Annotated in this window: 14 protein-coding genes and 1 riboswitch; of the genes, 2 read left to right on the top strand and 12 right to left on the bottom strand. The window is 38.6% G+C overall.

Features of this window, described 5'->3' with window-relative positions; all coding sequences use genetic code 11:
* Positions 1-231: 231 nt before the first annotated feature.
* Positions 232-1,209 (top strand): oxygen-dependent tRNA uridine(34) hydroxylase TrhO, encoded by a 978-nt coding sequence (gene trhO / locus BMW36_RS05455; protein ID WP_089739833.1) that lies wholly within the window; start codon positions 232-234, stop codon positions 1,207-1,209.
* A gap of 148 nt (positions 1,210-1,357) precedes the next feature.
* On the top strand, positions 1,358-1,837 hold the full coding sequence (locus BMW36_RS05450) for a glutathione peroxidase (protein WP_089739831.1): 480 nt from the start codon (positions 1,358-1,360) through the stop codon (positions 1,835-1,837).
* Positions 1,838-2,588: 751 nt separating this feature from the next.
* Here the strand turns inward: BMW36_RS05450 and ribH are convergent.
* The 12 genes from ribH to BMW36_RS05390 all read right to left on the bottom strand — a co-directional run bounded on the left by ribH (position 2,589) and on the right by BMW36_RS05390 (position 19,074).
* Entirely contained in the window at positions 2,589-3,056 is a 468-nt protein-coding gene (gene ribH, locus BMW36_RS05445) for a 6,7-dimethyl-8-ribityllumazine synthase (RefSeq protein WP_089739829.1), read from the bottom strand.
* 1 nt (position 3,057) lies between these two features.
* Entirely contained in the window at positions 3,058-4,278 is a 1,221-nt protein-coding gene (locus tag BMW36_RS05440; protein ID WP_089739828.1) for a bifunctional 3,4-dihydroxy-2-butanone-4-phosphate synthase/GTP cyclohydrolase II, read from the bottom strand.
* Between the two features lie 11 nt (positions 4,279-4,289).
* A complete protein-coding gene (ribE, locus tag BMW36_RS05435) occupies positions 4,290-4,925 on the bottom strand; it encodes a riboflavin synthase (protein ID WP_089739826.1) in 636 nt (211 codons plus the stop codon).
* Positions 4,925-6,013, bottom strand: coding sequence for a bifunctional diaminohydroxyphosphoribosylaminopyrimidine deaminase/5-amino-6-(5-phosphoribosylamino)uracil reductase RibD (gene ribD / locus BMW36_RS05430; RefSeq protein WP_089739824.1), 1,089 nt, complete (start codon positions 6,011-6,013; stop codon positions 4,925-4,927). The genes ribE and ribD overlap by 1 nt, the downstream gene beginning before the upstream one ends.
* A gap of 170 nt (positions 6,014-6,183) precedes the next feature.
* Positions 6,184-6,335, bottom strand: a riboswitch (FMN riboswitch).
* A 60-nt stretch (positions 6,336-6,395) separates the two neighbouring features.
* Positions 6,396-7,379, bottom strand: coding sequence for a permease prefix domain 1-containing protein (locus BMW36_RS05425; protein WP_089739822.1), 984 nt, complete (start codon positions 7,377-7,379; stop codon positions 6,396-6,398).
* Positions 7,380-7,712 carry a PadR family transcriptional regulator gene (locus BMW36_RS05420; RefSeq protein WP_089739820.1) on the bottom strand — a complete coding sequence of 111 codons (333 nt, stop codon included), beginning with the start codon at positions 7,710-7,712 and terminating at the stop codon, positions 7,380-7,382. It abuts the gene before it with no gap.
* A gap of 191 nt (positions 7,713-7,903) precedes the next feature.
* On the bottom strand, positions 7,904-10,150 hold the full coding sequence (locus BMW36_RS05415; RefSeq protein ID WP_089739818.1) for an S-layer homology domain-containing protein: 2,247 nt from the start codon (positions 10,148-10,150) through the stop codon (positions 7,904-7,906).
* A gap of 151 nt (positions 10,151-10,301) precedes the next feature.
* Positions 10,302-12,437, bottom strand: coding sequence for an SEC-C domain-containing protein (locus BMW36_RS05410; RefSeq protein ID WP_217640949.1), 2,136 nt, complete (start codon positions 12,435-12,437; stop codon positions 10,302-10,304).
* 295 nt (positions 12,438-12,732) lie between these two features.
* Positions 12,733-13,644: a UDP-N-acetylmuramate dehydrogenase gene (gene murB / locus BMW36_RS05405; RefSeq protein ID WP_089739815.1), complete on the bottom strand. Its 912-nt coding sequence runs from the start codon at positions 13,642-13,644 to the stop codon at positions 12,733-12,735.
* Positions 13,645-13,815: 171 nt separating this feature from the next.
* Complete coding sequence (gene argF / locus BMW36_RS05400) at positions 13,816-14,754, bottom strand: ornithine carbamoyltransferase (protein WP_089739813.1); 939 nt, start codon at positions 14,752-14,754, stop codon at positions 13,816-13,818.
* Positions 14,751-17,987 (bottom strand): carbamoyl-phosphate synthase (glutamine-hydrolyzing) large subunit, encoded by a 3,237-nt coding sequence (gene carB, locus BMW36_RS05395; protein WP_089739811.1) that lies wholly within the window; start codon positions 17,985-17,987, stop codon positions 14,751-14,753. Before carB ends, argF begins: the two co-directional genes overlap by 4 nt.
* Positions 17,980-19,074 carry a carbamoyl phosphate synthase small subunit gene (locus BMW36_RS05390; RefSeq protein WP_089739809.1) on the bottom strand — a complete coding sequence of 365 codons (1,095 nt, stop codon included), beginning with the start codon at positions 19,072-19,074 and terminating at the stop codon, positions 17,980-17,982. Before BMW36_RS05390 ends, carB begins: the two co-directional genes overlap by 8 nt.
* Between the last annotated feature and the right edge of the window lie 29 nt (positions 19,075-19,103).

The following is a 19,103-nucleotide window of genomic DNA, read 5'->3' as shown; positions in this document are numbered from 1 at the left end:
GTATAGTAACGAGAGCATACGTCTTGAGAAGGTTCCCATGGTAACTTGAAATTTGTATATATCAACAGAAATTCGAATGATTATATATGAATTTTCTAACATAAGGTTGTTCAAAATAGATTGAGAAGTAAATAAAAACATGATAAAATAAATGCTTGCAAGAATATAAAAGAATAAAACCAACCTAAAACATTTATATCTTGCAAATATGAATTGATAGGTGGTAGAAAAATGGAAACAAATGAAAAGTATCAGGTATTATTGTATTACAAGTTTGTCACAGTCAACGATCCGGAAACATATGCTCAGGAACACTTAAGTTTTTGTAAAGAGCTAGGCTTAAAAGGACGTATCCTTGTAGCAGAAGAAGGTATTAACGGTACAGTTTCCGGAACAGTGGAACAAACAAACAAGTATATGGAAACAATGCACAATGACCCAAGATTCAGCGACATGGTATTCAAAATTGATGAAGCAGATGGACATGCATTCAAAAAGATGCACTGTCGTCACCGTCCTGAACTTGTGACACTGCGTTTAGGTGAGGAAAATGTAGACCCTCGCGAGAAGAACGCTGACTTCTTGAGTCCTAAAGAATTTTATGAAGCAATGAGAGATGAAAATACGGTTATTTTAGATACAAGAAATGACTATGAATATGAACTTGGTCATTTCCGTGGTGCGATCAATCCGGACATCGATAATTTCCGCGAACTGCCTGAATGGATTGAAGAAAACCGCGAACAACTAGAAGGTAAAAAAGTCTTAATGTATTGTACAGGCGGGATTCGCTGTGAAAAATTCGGCGGATGGATGAAAGAGAAAGGCTTTGAGGATGTCGGCCAGCTCCATGGCGGTATTGTTACTTACGGTAAAGATCCGGAAGTACAAGGAGAGTTATGGGACGGGCAATTGTACGTTTTTGATGAACGTATTTCTGTTCCTGTTAACAAAAAAGAGCATGTCGTTGTCGGGAAGGATTACTTCGATGGGAAGCCTTGTGAACGTTATGCAAATTGTGCAAACCCCGAGTGTAACAGACAAATGCTTTGCTCAGAAGAGAATGAGCACAAATATATGCGTGGCTGTTCTCACGAATGCCGTGTTCATCCTCGCAACTTATATATTAAAGAACATGAATTAACAGAAGAAGAAATCCAAACACGTCTTGCTCGCATTGCAGAAGAAGACGGAGTTACTCAAGCATAAATCAGAAGGCATGTTACAGGACATGCCTTTTTTTAATGGAAAAAATCTATTGCCTGGTGACTTGCCCGCTGCCACTAGCAGTTGTTGAGCAAAATACGATCCTTTCTTATCGGATTATGCTAACCTTTTCTCAAAGGGAGGTATTTATATGTCTATATTTGATATTACAATTGATACGGTCAAGGGAGAAGAAAAGAAGCTTGATGATTATCGGGCTAAAGCAATGATTGTTGTTAATACTGCAAGCAAGTGCGGGTTCACCCCTCAATTTGATGGTCTTCAGGAGCTATATGAAAAATATAGTGGGGACGGATTACAAATTCTTGGTTTTCCAAGCAACCAATTTATGAATCAGGAACCGGGATCCAGCGTGGAAGCAGAAGAATTCTGCCGGCTAAACTATGGGGTGACATTTCCGATGTTTGCTAAAATTGATGTTCGAGGGAAGGATGCCCATCCGTTGTTTAAACAATTAACTAAAGCAGCACCTGGTATCATTTCAGATCAAGTGAAATGGAACTTTACAAAATTTCTTATTGATGAACAAGGGAATGTAATTAAACGTTACGCACCGAAGACAGCACCAAAAGATATTGAAGAAGATATTAAAAATTTGCTATATAAATAAGCAAAATGACGGAGTTTTTATACTGCGTCTTTTTTTTGTGTTACCTCCTGTTCTTCATAATCATTATCTCATTATCACTTCCGTAAATTGGCTGGACAATTCTCGACTTCTTCCTACAGGATGAAGAAATTAAGGAAATATGACCGAGATAATTAAACAAATGAAGCAGGAAAGCATGACATTATCTCATACAGTGAAAAAGTTCAAAACCACTTGATTCTAAAAGTTCATTAAAAGGAGAAAAAGGGTCTGGGATAAAAGCATATTATGTGCAATCATACTAAATACTTGAATTATTTAGTGTGCAATGCTGCCACTCCGTCCGATTGCTTCGCTTTCCATGGGGACGGCTTCAGCTAACTTGGTGAAGAAACCCACTTCACCAAGTGGATCTTCAGCTCGTCCTGTTCCCATAGGAGTCTCCGCAATCGGCCTACGCTGGAATAATACTCTACAATGGTTGTAAGAATTGTAAGAAAGGGAAGAATGTAGTAACATATAAAAATTCTCATGAACATTTAAAGCATGAATTGTTCATGAGAATTTTTAATTTTTTAAGTAAAAGAAGATAAATTAATTCTTCATACGCACTTATGCCTTGGGATAAAAGCGAAGTGGCTGGACGGAGCGGCAGTATAGCACATAACGTTATACCACTTTATTACACAGTATCCATATTATGTGCAGTAATTTTTTTCTAATATACATGTTTTGTGATGGACATGGTCGTTATGTCCCACGCTTTTTTTCTTTATCCTATTTCTCTTAATAAGTTCGCCATTTCAATAGCAGAAACTGCTGCCTCTGCCCCTTTATTACCAGCTTTTGTTCCTGCGCGTTCAATTGCCTGTTCAATGGTATCTGTTGTTAATACACCAAATATTACCGGAATACCTGCATCCATCGATACACTTGCAACACCTTTTGATACTTCATTGCTAACAAAGTCAAAGTGAGGGGTAGAGCCTCTGATTACCGTCCCTAGTGTAACAACTGCATCATATTTTCCTGACTCCGCCATTTTCTTTGCAACTAATGGAATTTCGAATGCTCCTGGTACCCATGCGATATCCACATCATTTTCTGCTAACCCGTGGCGTCGAAAAGCGTCTTCTGCACCACTTAATAATTTACCTGTAATAAACTCATTAAATCTTCCTACAACAATTCCTACCTTTAACCCTGTACCTACTAAATTGCCTTCAAATGTTTTACCCATCTTAAATTCCTCCCCCATCTCGATTATGTTTCAACTGTAATAAATGATCTAATTTCTCTACTTTTGTTTGTAAATATTTTTCATTATTTCTGTTGGCAGGTATCTCAATTTCTTTCCTCCCAACAAGCTCAAGGCCGTACTCTTCCATACTGGATAATTTACGTGGATTATTTGTTAACAGATCAATTTTCCCTACACCTAAATCTCTTAAGATCTGAACACTAACTGCATAATCCCTTAAATCATCAGGGAATCCCAGCTGATGATTCGCTTCAACCGTGTCATAGCCTTCTTCCTGAAGCTTATATGCTTTCATTTTGTTGATAAGACCAATGCCCCTGCCTTCCTGGCGCATATATACAAGAACACCTTTTCCTGCCTTTTCAATTTCCTGTAACGCCTTTTCAAGCTGAGGTCCGCAATCACAACGTTGGGAACCAAAGACATCACCAGTTAAACACTCTGAATGCACACGGACGAGTGTCGGTTCTTCTGGCTTTAGATCGCCTTTATACAAAGCAACATGCTCTTTACCTGTATACTTTTCTGTATAGGCAACCAGTTTAAAATCTCCATAAGCAGTTGGCATATTGATCTCTGTTTCTTTCACGATAAGCTGGTCATAACGTTTGCGATATTGCACTAATTCACCAATTGTAATCATTGGCATATCATGTGTTTCTGCTATTTTTTCTAAATCAGGACGCCGTGCCATTGTGCCGTCTTCATTCATAATTTCACATATAACGGAAACAGGCTTAGCCCCCGCCAGACGAGCTAAATCAATCGCAGCCTCTGTATGGCCTGTGCGCTCCAATACACCGGCATTTTTAGCTACTAAAGGGAAAACATGGCCAGGGCGTTTGAATTCAAAAGCAGTTGTTTCATCATCCACAAGTTTCTCTATCGTTAATGCTCTTTCCTGTGCGCTTATACCGGTATGTGTTGTATGGTAATCAATGCTTACCGTAAAGTTTGTTCCGTGGTCGTCTGTATTTTGTGCTACCATTGCTCCCAGCTGGAAACGTTCTGCATAGTTGCGGGACATCGGAACACAAATCAGACCCCTGCCTTCTTTTGCCATGAAATTTATTACTTCTGGTGTGACCTTATCAGCTAAGGCGACAAAATCACCCTCATTTTCTCGGTCTTCATCATCAACTACAATAATGATTTCTCCATTTTTTAATGCCGTAATTGCTTCCTCGACTGTATGTTTCATAACCGCACCTCCTAAAAACCGTACTGCTTTAATTTATCTTCTGTTAATCCTGATGGCAGTTTCTCAGAAGTCTGCAGCAGTCTTTCCATATATTTTGCTAACATATCATATTCTACATTTACAATATCTCCTCGGTCTTTCTCCCCCAAGACAGTTGCCTTTTGTGTCTCCGGTATCAACGAAATGGTAAAACCATGATCATCCACGCCAAAAACCGTCAGAGAAGTACCATCGACGCTGATAGATCCTTTCATAGTAATATACCTCGTTTCAGGAACTTTGATATAGTAGTATTTGGCATTATCTTCTGTCCATGTTCGTTCAATAGTTCCGACTGCATCAACATGGCCTGAAACAAAGTGGCCGCCAAATCTGCCATTTGCATGCATCGCTCGCTCTAAATTCACTACAGATTGGGACCTTAGTCTGGCTAAAGAAGAACTTCGAAATGTTTCCGGTATGACATCAACAGTGAACCAGTCGGAATCAAAGTCGGTTACCGTTAAACAAACACCATTGACAGAAATACTATCCCCTATTGCTACGTCCTCTGTCATTTTTTTGCCCAAAATCTTTAGTTTCAGAGCCATATTAGACTGTTTAATTGATTCTATTTTGCCTTTCTCCTCCACAATTCCGGTAAACATTATGGTTCCACCCTTCTTGTTGCGATGATTTTTAAATCTGGCCCAATTTGCTTAAATGTTGAAAATTCTATATTCTCTGCATCTTTCATTAGTAATGGTGACTTGCCTCCGACTACAGAACGTGCATCTTGTCCTCCTAATAGTTTGGGTGCAATATACCAATGACATTCATCGAAGATTTTTTCTTTAATAAATGCCTGGTGAATCGTTCCGCCACCTTCTACATAAAGTGACTGAATATTTTCCTCTGCCAGCCATTCCATTAAATCAGAAAGGACAATATTTTTTGTTATCATTTGCAGCACTTTTACATGCGGGCAGGTTTTATTGAATAATTCTTTATCCGCATTTTTTCCGCAAACAACCCATGTCGGTGCTTCGTTATTAAAAACAGCATAATGGCTCTGCAGGGAGAGATTAGTATCTAAAATAATCCGCACTGGATTTTTTCCGCCTTGGGGCAATCGGGTTGTTAAGTTTGGATTATCGTATTCCACCGTATTTCTTCCAACCAATATCGCATCATGACGATGCCTTTCTTTATGAACATCATTTCTTGCTTCTGCTGATGTAATCCATTTACTATCACCTGTGGATGTTGCTGTCTTCCCATCAAGGGTCATTGCTGCTTTCAGTGTGATAAAAGGGCGGTTGGTCAACATGAAATGGAAAAAGTGCTCGTTGATTTTTAATGCCCGCTCTTCCTGAATGCCGGTTTCTACTTCAATTCCGGCTGATTTAAGAATAGCTACACCTTTTCCGGCGACCTTCGGATTAGGGTCAAGACATGCAATAAACACTCTTTTGATTCTTTTTTCCACTATTAATTCGGCACACGGTGGAGTCTTGCCATAATGGGCGCAGGGTTCCAATGTAACGTAAATATCGGCACCTTCAGCCTCATCACCTGCCTGGGCTATTGCATGAACTTCAGCATGTGGTCCGCCTGCCCGTATATGTGTACCAACTCCAAGCAATTCCCCATTTTTGACTACTACTGCCCCAACAGAAGGATTCGGGCTCGTTTGGCCAATGGTTGCCTCCGCAAGGTTTAACGCAAGGTCCATCCATTCTTCATTTGTTCTCATAATCATCCACACCTTTTTAAAGAAAAAAGCCCTAGGATAAAATACCTAGGGCAAATAATATTTCGCATAGTAAAGAACTTGATTTTAGCATATGAATTTCCATAGCAGAATAAGAGCACACCATAATACCGAGTGCTGATTTTCCCCATGAAAAATAAACATAGCCTTACCATTTCCTTTTCCCATCCAGACTTTCACTGTCGGCTTTGGATTCTCACCAAATCCACCTTCACATTTTTTCAAATGTTCCGGGTCACGGACTTAAAAGCAGTTATGCTTTCTCACCGTCGGTCGGGAATTTCACCCTGCCCCAAAGGAATCATGTACGTATTGAATTGTTTATAGTATATAGAAAGAAAGTGAAAATTGCAAAGAAAGAGTTTTAATCATTTTTTCTTACAAGAATGGAATAAGCACCGCTAAACATAGCAAATAACAGTCCTGTAATAGGGAACACGATCCAGTTAATGTGCCATTGTTCATATACTAAACCGCTTATCAGGAAAATAATAACAGCTAAAGGCCAAATAATCACTGCAACTGCACCAATTATACGATCCTCTTCACTGTCCTGCTCCCCTGCAGCTTTTTGTTTTTTGTTCTTTAATAACTTATTATATGAATCATAAACGGAACCGGCATATACAAACAAATATACAGCCAGTGAAACCATTAGCAGCATGAGAAACACACCATAGTTAGCTAACGTTCCATTAAATGCAATCATTGCAAAAAGCACAGCTGGTGAGAGGATAATCATTGCCACCCCACTTATCATCGCTTTCATATATGCTGGCTGATATTCGCTTTGTTCCCTGTCAATCTGGTTCTTTAAGTCAATGGATAATTCAAAATTTCCGCCCAGACTTATATATTTATATTTTTCCAGCTTCATTCCTGCATAAATAAACAAACCAACAGCAACTGCGACAAATAATAATAGCGGTATTAACCCGATAATCACACCTGTTCCCATACTTAATCCGGTAAGAAAACCACTTTCCATCAAGCCGGTAATCAGAACAAGGATCGCAGCACCCATAATACACAAGACTGTGCCCATTCCTATCAATTTGCTTGTTTTTCTTGTTGTATGAAGATAATCTTCAGCCTCTGTCTCCGTTAATAAAGATTTTTCTGTTCTTTCATCAGGATAGGAAATTCCAAACTCATCGATAATTTCATCAATATTGCCAAACTCCGAAATTACAATCCCGATAGCCTCATTTTCTGATTTACCCTTCCTTTTTAATTCATGGTATTTATCTTCCATGTTAGCCAATAGTTCATCCCTTAATTGCCGCATCTGTACTGTCTGTGGTAATGATGCAAACATATTATCCAGATAACTGATAATTGTATTCATTTACAGAAACTCCTCCTTTATAAATCGATTAATCACTTCTTTCGTTAACTCCCATTCCCGGCACTTTTCCTGATAATATAACAAACCAGATTCCGTAATCTTATAATATGTGCGCTTTTTTCCGTAAGTTTGTTCTTTATGAAAAGATTCAATATAGCCATTTTTCATCAGTCGATTAAATGCAGAGTACAGAGTGGTTTCCTTGATGACATACTTTTCTTCTGATAATTCTTTGATTTCTTTTGAAATTTCATAGCCGTAAGACTCTTTTTCCAGCAATAAATAAAGAATAATCGTATCATTGTATCCTCTTATAACATCACTGCTTATCAAAAGCTGGTCCCCCTTCCATTGTAGACAGCTGTTGATCCCATTCATTACTACGACTGACATACTTTATCTGTCGTAGTAATCTCATTTTATCACATTTACTACGACAGATAAAGTAATTTTTCAGAAAACTCGCAAATAATTCCATAAAAAAACTGCCACCTGGTAATTTTCCAGGCAGCAGTTCGAATGAATTAATCCAATGTTCCTCTTACGGTTAAATATTGATAAAAGATCTGGGCAGCCTCGGCACGACTAACATGCTGATCAGGTAAAAACTTGTTACTTTCGGTTGGCATAATATCAAGGTAATGTACAATAGCTACATAGCCGGATTGTTCTTTTGTGGTAATATCCTCATAAGGATGCTGGAACATTTCACCATAGTTAGCTATCTTGTCGTACTCTAATGCATGAACTAGTAACTCAGCTAATTCCAGTCTTGTCACAAGTTGATTAGGTTTGAAATTCTCATCGTCCTTATCCAGAAATCCCTGGCGAATGGCTTCTTCTACATAGGAGAAATACTCATTGCCTGCACTCACATCATCGAAACTCCCTTCAGAGTTGGCATATTCTGCACCCATATCGTAATAGTATACAGGATCCGGATTATTTGCTAACATGAGCATTTTAACCATTTCACCTCTTGTGACAGTCTTTTCCGGATGCACATCTCCATTCTCGTCTACCGTTAGGGCTCCGTAAGCAATCATTAGTTTCAAGGCCTCTTCTTCAGGCAATCCAGTGATATCGTTTGCTTCCGGATTCACTGTTACAATTTCATCAGTTAAACGGGAGTGCCATTTTCCTGTTTTCGCATTTAAATATACAGCCTGATCAAAGACATTTAAATCATTTAGATAATAGACCTTTCGGTAATGTTCTTCTTCCTCTTCCTTAAATTCTGACTGGATCATTTTCCAGCCTAGATCAACTTCATATCTTTCCAGAAAACGTTCAAATGCTGATTCTTTTGAAATAACATTTTCTAACGAAGGAAATGTCACATTATTTTGCCAGCTTTGATAAAAGTCAAGCAGGGTGCCATCAGAAGATGAAATTCTTACTTCTATCGCATCCCCTTTAACAGGTATTCCATTCTCTTTTCGCTGGAACATGAAATGATAAATCCCAGCCTCTTCCCTGTAACCATTTTCTATATTTTCTAAGTAAACTTTGTGTGCTTTCTCCGGTGCAAATTTTTTTACAATTTCCTCTGCTCTGTTTTTCGCCTCTTCATAAGATATATTTACCTCTTCCGAATTCATCTCTTCGATAGTCTGCATTCCACCAGCATAATAGTTATAAATTTCACCCGTTGTTGCATTTATCCTTAAATCTATACGTTTAACATCAGGATTATTTCCACCTTCATTGGCTTGGCTGAACGTTAATCCCCAGGTAACCGGCTGGCTTTCGTTCTGAAAATATTGAATATTTTCAACAACCATATCATCAGGTATATTCACAACATCCCTTGCGAATTTTTCTGCTTCATCTTCTGTCATAATACTTTGAATCATGCGATTAGGCTCAAGCGGCTTTTTCACGATTGACTCTTGATTAATTTCCTCTGCCTGGCTCGTTGTCTCACCACGCCTGTTAATCCATTCACCTGTGAAAGCATCCAGATATGGGTAATTTTCATTCAATGCATACTCTAATATCATTTCCCCTGATCCATCATTTGCCGGCCGGTAATATCTATTTAATGAACTGTATTGAATATCAACAGGCAGCTTTTGCTGAAAGTGTGAAAGTGCCTCTTGCTTTGTATACTTTACAGGGTTCGATTCTAATTCAATATGGTAATCCCACGTGCTGTTAAAAGAAATCAGTTCATTGTTGCCACTTACATTAACCTCGACATGATTGTTCGGCAGTTCTACTCCATCGATTACCCGGTTATACCGGTAGGTGTAAACTGCCTGGTCACTTAAAGCAGGCTTATGAGGTTCAGTTGAGGAGTCAGGTTTCATCATATCTTTCCAGTTTGAAAAATACTTATCTACTATTTTACCTGCCGTGACCTTTCCATCTTCCCAACTAATTTCAGGCGGATAAACAGAAGGACCTTCACCCGAATTCACGTCATAGCCTGTATTAACTATGTCCCCATTAACTGCATCAATTGTAATATAAAAATATTCCAGACCTTTTCCTGCAGTTTCCTTTTCATAGCTGATACTCCATACAGGCAAATTATTACGATACCAATTTTGATCATAATAGAATTCAGCATTAGCTAAATTTACCCCAAAAAACTCCTCGGCTATTTGCAGAGCTTCTTGCTGGTCAATTGACTGTATTTCCCCTCCCGTTTCTTCCATAACTTTGTCACTTTGTTGTTCTTCAGCAGAAATATCAGCCGGTGAGAACGTTGCAAGAACAGATATACTGATCCCCGCAGTAATTAAAGCGATTACCTTTTTATGCACAATTTTTCCTCCTCTTACAATTTTTCTAACCTACTCTATATGTCGATTGTATCACAAGGAAAGTTACATTATTTTACGAAAATAAAAAAACCGAACTATGAGGAATAATAAAAATTCGCTCACTGTTCGGTTACTATTTTGATTAAGCATATCAGTCTACATGGTAATATAAAGCCTCCAGGTAAACACTTTCCCATTTATTCTCAGTTTCTTTTTTACCAATGTAAGTGACAAACACCATTCCTTCTTCTACCAATGGTATAGAACTTTCATTTAAAGAAAACTTCTCTTCTAGATTATCGTCCATATTAACCACACTGACCCCTTGTCCTTCAACCTCTAACACTTTGTACCGGCCTTTTTTCAGTGTTGTAATATTTTTATCTAATTCAGCTAATTTCTCCATTAGTATCTCTTTACTAAAAGTCTCTTCAGGAATCTGGAAAATAGTCTCTGACTCCCATAATTGGGCAATTTTAATCATTGTTGGTTCATACTGTTTGACAAGCTGGTCAATTTCTTTTTCAAGCATTACTTTTTTATGTTCTGCAAGCCATTTAGCAAGTGATTTGATTGTAGCCAGTATGGCTTTTATATAAGATTTCGTTATATACGTGTACATTCTCACAATATCTTCTGTAATCAATCTTTCAAAGAACTTCAGGTCACACTGCTCCCAGCTGGTAACTCCCCGAATCTCTAATACATCAATAATATCTCTAATTGTATTCCGGTATTTCCGTTCTGTAGCTTTTGCTTTGCCGGCTGTTTTATCTTCATAAAATGCGATAATGTCCTCCGCATAAAAAGCGGTAACCATTCTGTCGGTAAAACCTAAAATATCATATGCTGGCGAATCCTTTTTCAAAGATATTCTCTCATTTTGGGATGAAGGCATGTCTACCCTTATCATGCGGGAGACTCTCTCACTCCCGCCAGTTACGAAAGGTGAAAGCGGTAAGCCAAGTTCTTTTCTAGGTGTGTTGAAATCAGGGCTGATATCTACATTGCCAAAATGCTCTTCTACAACATTGTTCACTTCATATTCCATGTTTCTAAACCAGTTTTCTGCTGTATCCTTATCATTCTGTGCTAACTCTCTTAATGATTGGTTATTATATTCCGGAAGCGGTTCATCTGGTTTTATTAAGATCATTGTCTGTGCATATACACTGAAATAATCAGGAACCCCTTTGCCTGGATTTGCAACTAATTGCTGCATTTCAAAATTATCCGGCAATATTTTCTTCTCATTCCTCTGATCGAGCAATTTGACAGATTCTTCAACTGTATTCAATTTATGAAGAAATTTCTCCGTTATATCTGAATCATAGCTTGAGTAAGAAAGAGTGTCTTCCTTTATTTCTATCGTTGCATTTACTCTCGCAACAACCACTTCACCATTCACTTGGTTATCAGTATATACGCTCGTGTCACTCAGCCATATAAATCTTTTTTTATCTGTTTTGGATTGTTCCACTACAAAATCAGGGTCATTCTCGAAATAATTCTCTACCGAAAGTTTATCAAGCAAATCATACTTATAATGATACAAAGTTACTTCTTTATCGTTATGGTTTTTTTCCAAATCATTGGAGTGGAATGCAGCGAGTATCTCCGGATAATACTCCACCATCACCTGCTCGTAATCCATCTTATTTTCTGCCGTCAGATTCTCTATCAATTGTTTTACTTTCGTTAAGGCTTTCGGACTTACAAGGGCCCTGATCCCGTTAAAATAATGAGAATCATTCACTTGTTCCAATAAACCAATCGTGCTCACCCATGGCAGGACATCCTGTATATTACCTTTAGATTTAGGCAGCTGAAATGACTGCTTCGTATAACAATCAATAACAGTCACTATTTTCTCAGTCTGGTCAACCACTTGCAGCAGCTGTGGTTTCATCTTAGCCCAACGCTCGGTCATTTTTCTTTCTTCACTCGTTAACCGATTTCCTTCTTCAGCCAGGAACCATTCTATTCCCCGAAGGCCGTTATCATAACGGTAAAAGAAGTGTAACCAAAACAGAAAGAAGCCTTTACTGTTTTTCTCAAAAATATGTCCGGTTCTCCGATTGAATTCTGCTTCAAGCGGAGCATAAATATTCATGGTTAAATATGCAAGCAAAAATTCATTTAATTTCCCTACTAATGCTTCTTTTTGCTTATAAAACTTTTCCTCTATAAACATTTCCAGTTCTACAACTTGATCCTTATTCATACAACATTTCTTGTATTTTTTCCCACTACCACATGGACACGGATCATTTCTACCAACTGTCACTACAAATTCTCCCTTTCCTATAGAAAATAACGAATGATTACTAACGGACGCAACAAAGTAACAAGGTAATAATTTTTTTCTAAATGAATAACCATATTATTAGCTGTTTTGTTAGAAATTATTTGAATTAGTATAACATTAATAATTAGTAAGGATAAAGACGGGCCTTTAAACAGTTAATCTCTAAAAAACAATAATAGCATAATTTTACCCATTCAAAAAACATAAACCGTCATTTCACCAAAATTTGATGAATGACGGTTTTATTTATAGTCTATTTCCAACAGTTAAATAATTAATCCTCACCAAGAATTCTTACTTCCCGCTCCAGTTCTATGCCGAATTTTTCTTTGACAGTTTTCTGAACCATTTCTATAACAGCAATATATTCCGAAGCTGTAGCATTTTCTTTATTCACAATAAAACCGGCATGCTTTGTGGATACTTCTGCTCCACCAACACCTTTACCTTGCAATTCACTATCCTGAATTAATTTTCCTGCAAAATAACCAGGCGGACGCTTAAACACACTGCCGCATGACGGATATTCCAATGGCTGCTTAGATTCCCGCTTAAATGTTAAGTCATCCATAACGGCTTTAATGGCATGATAGTCTCCCTTTTCCAACTGAAAAGCTGCTTCCAGCACGATATAACCTTTTTCTGCAATATTACTCGTCCGGTAAGCTAAGTCAAACTCCTCTGCTGCAATTTGAAGTACTTCTCCATTCCGGTCTACCACTAACGCATACTCCAAACAGTCTTTTATTTCACCACCATAGGCACCTGCATTCATATAAAGCGCACCCCCTACTGTTCCGGGAATCCCACATGCAAATTCCAATCCTGTCAGCATCTCTTTCAGCGCAAAACGTGAGGCATCTATTATTCTTGCACCACTTTCTGCTATTACCTTTGTTCCTTCTCTTCTAATTTCATTAAACTTTTTTAAGCTTAATACAATTCCACGGATTCCGCCATCTCTAACAATGACATTTGATCCATTTCCCAGTAATGTAAAAGGAACATTCCGGTTTTTTGCATAACGCACAACCTGTTGTACTTCATTTATTGTTGTCGGTGTCACAAAAAAATCGGCTTTCCCACCGAGTTTAGTGTAAGTGTGATTTTTTAATAATTCATCAACGAGAACAAGGTCACTATTGATCAGCCGTTGTAATTCTTCCAAAATAAGTTGTTTATCCATTTCGTAACCAATCCTTTACGATTCTATTGTGCAAAACCTCTGCACAATTAATCTTTATTATAGCAATAATGAAATATGAACTGCAAATTGTTTTGAGAACCATTTATCGATTACTAATTCACAATAAACATGAAAAAGCCAGCCTCTATTTAATGAGGCCAGCTTTCCCAATTATCCCATTAATGCAACCATTAATGCTTTTTGTGCATGCAATCTGTTTTCCGCTTCCTGGAATACAACAGATTGTGGTCCATCAATAATTTCAGATGTTACTTCTTCTCCTCTGTGCGCAGGTAGACAATGCATAAAAATGGCGTCGTCCTTGGCATGGGTAAACAGCTCTGTATTCACCTGATATGTTGCAGCAAATGCTTTTTCCCGTGCTTTTTGTTCTGCTTCCTGTCCCATACTTGCCCATACATCAGAATAAATAATATCTGCATTTTTTACTGCTTCGACTGGATCTTCTGTAACTAATACTTCTGTTCCTTCAGCAAAAGATTGTGCAAGTTCAGTTATCTCTGGTTTCGGCTGATAAGATTCAGGTGCTGCAACAGCAACATCCAGACCCATTTTTGCACATCCGATCATTAATGAATGGGCCATATTATTACCATCCCCGATATAAGCGAGCTTTAACCCTTCCAGCTTGCCTTTTGCTTCTTTAATTGTTTGTAAATCAGCTAATACCTGGCACGGATGATAATCGTCTGTTAAACCATTAATAACAGGAATCGTAGCATTCTCTGCTAAATCCTCCACATCCTTTTGGGAAAAAGTACGAATCATAATTCCATCAAGGTAACCTGACAGTACTTTTGCCGTATCAGAGATAGGCTCTCCACGTCCTATTTGAATATCATTAGAGCTTAAAAACAACCCTGTCCCGCCAAGCTGGTATATACCAGCTTCAAAAGAAACACGTGTACGAGTGGATGATTTTTCAAAGATCATGCCTAATGTTTTACCTTTTAATGGCTGATAAACTTCACCATTCTTTCTTTTCTGTTTAATTTGATCTGCCAGTTCCAGTATATATGCGATCTCTGCTTTAGAATAATCCGCTAATGTAAGTAAATCTTTACCTTTTAATTTTTCTTTAAAACTCACCCTTTGACACGCTCCTTTACATTTTCTATATTCTGGTCACGTCGGTATGTCTGAATGGACGCAGGAAATTCCTGTTCCTGCTTAGTTGCATTCAGGTAGGCAATTAATGTCTCATTGGATGTAAAGCATAACGTATCAGACTTCAAGCCAGCTTCTCTTAAAGAAACATGCTCATCCTTTTCCCCTGTACGGTTTGTATCCGCAATAAATGCGTACTGCTCATTCATACAATTTTCTTCTGCCTGAGCGACACTGATAACATCATGAACCTCAATATTAGCATTTATTAGTAAGTCACTTGTTCTTGAATCAGTAACAATTTTGGCTTCTGTTGACTTTAAAACTTCAACAAGCTTTTCGTCCACCTTGATTAAGGACAAGAATATCGTATCACTCGAACGAAGAGCTTTCAGGTTATTCTCTTTCCAGCCAAATGCTTTAGCCATCGCCTGATCTACTGTTGTCCCAATACCGATAGCTTCACCTGTTGATTTCATTTCAGGTCCCAGGACCGGATCAACACCAGGTAATTTATTCGTTGAAAATACGGGCATTTTCACAGCATAATATGGTACCTCTTTATGCAGTCCCAGCTTCCATCCCTGATCTTTTAAAGCTTCACCCATTTGAACGCGTGTTGCCAGATCAACCATCTGCACACCTGTTACCTTACTTGCTATTGGCACAGTCCTTGAAGCACGCGGGTTCACTTCCAACACATATACTGTTTGACGGTCTTCACTTAATACAAATTGAATATTCATGATTCCTTTTACGTTTAGTGCTTTGGAAATCAGTTGTGCATATGTTTCAATTGTCTGTTTATGTTCGTTTGTTAAACCGGGTGCAGGGAAAATCGCGATACTGTCACCGGAGTGAACACCAGCCTTTTCCACATGCTCAAATATTCCCGGAATTAAAACATCTTCTCCATCACAGATGGCGTCAATCTCCACTTCGTATCCCTCAATATACCGGTCTATCAATAGTGGGAAGATACGATTATCATGAGCTTTCACCTGTAAATCCGATAAATATTCTACAAGCTGTTTCTCATTGTGGAGAATAACCATTCCCTGTCCGCCAATTACATAAGATGGGCGTAATAAAACGGGATAACCAATTTTCTCGGCAACAGCTTTCGCATCCTCAACTGCCATAACAGTGTCGCCAGGAATATGAGGAATATTAAGTTTTTGCAATAACTGATAGAACAAATCCCGATCTTCCACTGCTTCAATTGACTCTAACGCGGTACCAGCAATCTTCACTCCTGCCTTTTGCAAACCATCAGCCAAATTAATCGCTGTCTGACCGCCAAATTGGACTAATACTCCTTCAGCTCCTTCTTTCTCCACCACATGAAGCACGTCTTCCACAGTCAAAGGTTCAAAATATAAGTGATCGGCAGTGTTAAAATCTGTACTTACTGTTTCTGGATTGTTATTGATTACAACTGCATCAATCCCTTGACCCTGCAGGGATTTCGCGGCATGAACAGAGCAATAGTCAAACTCTACTCCCTGACCAATACGTATAGGACCTGATCCTAGAACAATCATCCGCTTATTGCCACTTAATGCTTCCACTTCATCCCATTCATTCCATGAACTATAGAAGTATGGTGTTTCTGCAGAGAATTCAGCTGCACATGTATCCACCATCTTATAGGACGGTGCCAGCTGATGCTCCTTCAGTTTTTGCTGGATGTCACTTACATCAACTTTTAGAAGTTTTGCTAATGTAATATCAGAAATTCCGAATCCTTTTGCTGCCTTTAAGTCTTGTACGTCAATCTTCTCCCAGTCTTTTGAGGCAATATTGTTTTCGCTCTTAATCATTGCTTCCAATTCATATAAGAAATAATTATTTATTTGAGTAATTTCGTGGATCTGGTCTACGGTCATTCCTCGCCGTAATGCTTCTGCCACGATAAATAGCCGTTCGTCTGTCGCCTTATCTAATGCCAGGTGCAGTTCTTCCTCCGTTAATCTCTCAGCTGCTGGTAAATGGAGAGAGTCTAAACCAATCTCCAATGACCGTATTGCTTTATTAATCGCGGAAGGAAAGTTACGTGCAAGCGCCATAACTTCACCTGTCGCTTTCATTTGCGTACCTAGCAAACGATCAGCCTGGGTAAATTTGTCGAATGGCCACCGTGGAATTTTGGCAGCAATATAATCAATTGCCGGTTCGAAGCTTGCATACGTATCCCCTGTAATCGGGTTGATGACTTCATCCAAATGATAGCCAAGTGCTGTTTTCGCAGCAATCCTTGCAATTGGATATCCTGTCGCTTTTGATGCTAATGCACTTGAACGGCTGACACGTGGGTTTACCTCAATAATAATATAATCATCATTGTCCGGATTTAATGCAAACTGTATGTTGCAGCCGCCGATAACTCCTAATTCACGGATAACTTTAACCGAAGAAGTGCGAAGCATTTGATACTGGCGGTCTGTTAATGTTTGAGACGGTGCTACTACAATACTGTCACCTGTGTGTACACCAACAGGATCAAAGTTCTCCATATTACAAACGATAATACAGGTATCATTCGAATCCCGCATTACTTCATATTCTATCTCCTTCCAGCCTTTTACACTCTGTTCAATAAGAACCTGATTTATCGGGCTGTAATGAAGTCCGTTTTTTACAATCCGGCGCAGTTCTGTTTCATTGTCAGCTATACCGCCACCTGCGCCGCCTAATGTATAGGCAGGCCGAACAATCATTGGATATCCCACTTTAGTCGCGAAGTCGACAGCATCTTCCACAGAAGAAGTTGATAAACTTTCCGCAACTGGTTCATTAATATCCTTCATCATTGATTTAAATATTTCACGGTCTTCCCCTTTTTGAATTGTCTCAAGAGGAGTTCCCAGAAGTGTGACACTGTATTTTTCCAAAACGCCCGCTTCATCTAAAAGAACTGCCATATTTAATCCTGTCTGCCCGCCTAGTGTTGGTAAAATTCCATCAGGACGTTCTTTTTCAATAATTTTAGTAATCGATTCACAGGTTAATGGTTCTAAGTAAACTTTGTCTGCAATATTTTCGTCTGTCATGATGGTTGCGGGATTGTTATTTACAAGAATTACTTCTACCCCTTCTTCTTTAAGTGCAAGACATGCTTGCGTTCCGGCATAGTCAAATTCGGCTGCCTGACCAATCACAATTGGTCCGGAGCCGATGACGAGTACTTTTTTTATGTGATCTAACTTAGGCATGCTGTTTCTCTCCCTTGGTAATAAACTGCTGAATAAAATCTACGAATATCTGATGTGTATCAATTGGGCCCGGATGCGCTTCAGGGTGAAACTGCACAGACATTAATGGTTTCGTTTTATGTTTCAAACCTTCAACAGATTTGTCATTGACATTCACATGAGAAACATACCAGTTTTTCATGTTAACAGAGTCATAGTCTACTACATATCCGTGGTTTTGCGAGGTAATCATTACTTTCCCTGTTTGTAAGTCTTTAACCGGATGGTTACTCCCACGATGTCCATATGGCAGACGTTTTGTCGTGGCACCATGTGCTAATGCAATTAATTGATGTCCAAGACAAATACCCATTGTTGGAAAGTTTTCAGAAATGTGTTTAATATTTTCAGAATGACCAGCCAGTGCTTTTGGGTCTCCCGGTCCGTTTGATAATAAAACACCATCAGGGTTTAATGCCTGGATTTCAAGGTAACTCGTATTATATGGAACTACAGTTACATCACAGCCCAGATCTAATAATGAATGAGCAATCGAATGCTTATATCCGAAATCCATAACAACTACATGCGGTGTAGGTGTATTAGCTGGATCACTCGTTTTATAAACAATTTTTTCTTTTACAGAAACAGTTGAGACGATGTCTGGATTGACAAATGTATGAACAGGCTTATCAGCAGGATCTGTCGTTATCTTACCGTATACCTCGCCATATTCACGGATGATTCTTGTTAACGCACGGGTATCTACCCCTGAAAGTGCAGGAATCTCATATTTTTCAAGCATTTCTATTAATGTATTTTTTGATTCATAATGTTCCGGGTTTTCACTTGGTGTTGATACAATAAAGCCGGCTAATGAAGGTTTCACACTTTCATAGTCAATTTCGTTCCAGCCGTAATTCCCAATCAGCGGGTATGTCATTGTTACAATCTGCCCTGCATACGACGGATCTGTCATAACCTCCTGATATCCTGTCATTGCTGTATTAAAAACTAGTTCACCTTCCATTTTATTTGGTGTTCCTAGCCAGTTTCCTTCCAATATATCTCCTGTATTTAAAACAAGATAGCCTTTTGATTGTTGCATTCTTTCTCCTCCTTGTCAGACCGAGAATG

The organism is Gracilibacillus ureilyticus (genome assembly GCF_900111195.1).
Lineage (GTDB): Bacteria > Bacillota > Bacilli > Bacillales > Amphibacillaceae > Gracilibacillus > Gracilibacillus ureilyticus.
This window is presented reverse-complemented; position numbering and strand designations above follow the sequence as displayed.